Genomic DNA, 2,421 nt, shown 5'->3' on the forward strand with positions numbered 1-2,421 from the left:
TCCACGACCATCCGGGTACCCAGCAGGCGCCGCTCGTCCAGCCGGCGGGCGACCGCGGCCAGCACCTCCTCGGAGGGCACGAGCTGCTCGAACCGCAACCGGTCGCCGTCGTCGGCCACCGCGTCGGGCACCAGCAGCACCCGCGCCGCGCCCACCTCGCCGACCACCGGCAGGCAGCGCACGCGCGCCAGCGACGGCGCGGCCTGCCTGGCGATCAGCTCGTGGTCCTCGGCGGTCACCGCGCGGTCCTGCACGCGCAACTGGTTGGGCGCCCGCAGCTTGGCCTCGGCCACCGTCTCGGCGTCCACGCCGCCGGTCGCGGCCTCGCGGTTCTCCACCGCCGAGACGTAGGGCACCGAGCTGCGCAGCACCGAGAGGGTCCCGCGCGCCACGTTGCCGGCCCGGCCGCCGCCGGTGCGGTAGCGCGGCACCCGCAGCACCGCGCCCTTGGGCGGCACCGCGCCGTAGCGGCGCAGCGTCCCGTCCGCCTCGCGCACCGCCGGCGGGAACAGGAACTCGCCGCGCGACGCGTCGAGCACGACGTGCCGGTCCCGGGGGCCGGACACGCCGAAGTCCTCGACCACCGTCCAGTCCTCCCAGCCCTCGCCCGCGGCGACCTGCACGACCACCGGGTCACCGTCCAGCAGCACCGGCGCCCTGGGGACGGTGAACCGCTGGCCGGGCACGCCCGCGGACTCGCCCAGCGGCACGTCGACCTCGGTCTCGGCGTGCTCGGCGGTGGTGGTGCCGCCGATGGTGTAGGCCTCGGCCTCGCGGACCGTCGGCGACTCGGAGTAGAACGGCTGGCCGGCCACCGGCTCGGTGACCCGGCAGCGCAGCCAGCCCGCGCGGTGGCCGGCGATCACCGACGTGGTGTGGCCGCCCGGGACGTGCAGCACGACCTCCCCCGGCCGGTTGAGGCCGCCGGTGTCGTCCTCGTCGACCTCGCAGGCGGCCCAGTCCGCGCCGTCCCACGCCTCCCACGCCAGCGGCGGCTGCCGGGGGTCGACGCCGACGCCCTCGACGCGGCTCTCCAGCCGCAGCACGACCACGCAGTTCGGCACGGCGGCGGTCAGGCCGAACAGGGTGGCGTCGCCGGGCGCGGGCGAGCGCTGGAAGCACGCCACGTCCTGGCCCGACTCCAGGTCGCGCGTGCGGTCGGCGTGCTCGCCCGACGCGGACCTGGTGACCAGCCGGGCCAGGTCGCAGGGCACGATCGGCAGGTCCTCGCTGGTGGCGAACACCGTGGCCTCGACGGACTCGGTGCTCATCGTGGCGACCTCGGTGCCGACGGGCAGCGTCACGGTCTCCGCCTGCGGCGCGGACAGCCAGAACGTCACCCGCGCGCGGGCCGCCGTGGGCGGGAACAGCCGCACGCCCAGCAGGTCCAGGAACGCCAGGTAGTTCTTCTCCGGCACCCGGTTCAGCCGGTAGACGAGCTGGTCGACCATGTGCGCGAAGGTCTCGATGAGGGTGACGCCGGGGTCGGACACGTTGTGGTCCGTCCACTCCGGGCAGCTCTGCTGGACGTAGCGCTTGGCCTCGTCGACGAACTGCTGGAAGCGCCGGTCGTCCAGGTTGGGCGCGGGTATCGCCATCAGTCGGCCTCCCCTTCCTCGGAAGGGATCGTGTAGAACGGGAAGACCAGGTTGCGCTGGTCGTTGGTGGACTTCACGGTGTAGCGGATGTCGATGTAGAGCGTGCCGACGTCGACCGAGTCGAACGCGACGACCACGTCGGCCACGTCGATGCGCGGCTCCCACCGGTCCAGGGCGGTGCGCACCTCGCGCGAGACGCGCCCGGCGGTCGCGCCGTCGGCCGTGGCGAACACCAGGTCGTGGATGCCGCAGCCGAACTCCGGGCGCATCGGGCGCTCGCCGGGCGCGGTGCCCAGGATCAGCCGGATGGCCTCCTGGACCTCCTGGTCGCGGTCGACCATGCCGATGCCGCCGGTGGCCCCGACCCGCAGCGGGAAGCCCCAGCCCCGGCCGATGAAGTCGGCGCTCACAGCGGGCCCCCGATCTGCACGGTGCCCGGCCGCGGCGCCACCTTGGCCTTGCAGGTGGTCTCGTCCAGGACCGCGGCGGCCGGCAGGCCGGCGATGAGCACGCCACGGCGCACCATCGCGGGCGAGATCAGGACGAGGTTGGGCGCCACGTTGTGCGGCACCGCGGCGCACACGTGGGTGCACTTGGAGGTCGCGGCGGGCTTGCCCTCGATCAGCACCGTGAGCAACCGGGCGGCCTCCGGGCCCAGCGGGGGTCCGAGGACGCCGCCGTGGAGCGTCTTGTCACCCTGGCGGGCGGCGACGGGCATGGCTGGATCTCCTCGCGTGGTCAGTTGAGCTTGATGAGGGTGCCCTTGAGCGTGAGCACGCCCAGGCCGGCGTCGACGGTGATGCCGGAGCCGTCGAGCGTGACG

The 2,421-nt window shown here is 74.5% G+C and carries 3 protein-coding genes; all 3 read right to left on the reverse strand.

The window, feature by feature from the left end; translation table 11 throughout:
- On the reverse strand, window positions 1–1,598 hold a 1,598-nt coding region (locus ACFV4N_RS42800; RefSeq protein ID WP_499678422.1), incomplete at its 3' end, for a putative baseplate assembly protein.
- Complete coding sequence (locus tag ACFV4N_RS42805; RefSeq protein ID WP_499678423.1) at window positions 1,598–2,008, reverse strand: GPW/gp25 family protein; 411 nt, start codon at window positions 2,006–2,008, stop codon at window positions 1,598–1,600. The genes ACFV4N_RS42805 and ACFV4N_RS42800, both read right to left, overlap by 1 nt.
- Window positions 2,005–2,316, reverse strand: coding sequence for a PAAR domain-containing protein (locus ACFV4N_RS42810; RefSeq protein ID WP_499678424.1), 312 nt, complete (start codon window positions 2,314–2,316; stop codon window positions 2,005–2,007). The genes ACFV4N_RS42805 and ACFV4N_RS42810 overlap by 4 nt, the downstream gene beginning before the upstream one ends.
- Between the last annotated feature and the right edge of the window lie 105 nt (window positions 2,317–2,421).

Source organism: Actinosynnema sp. NPDC059797, from assembly GCF_042732085.1.
Taxonomy (GTDB): Bacteria; Actinomycetota; Actinomycetes; order Mycobacteriales; family Pseudonocardiaceae; genus Actinosynnema.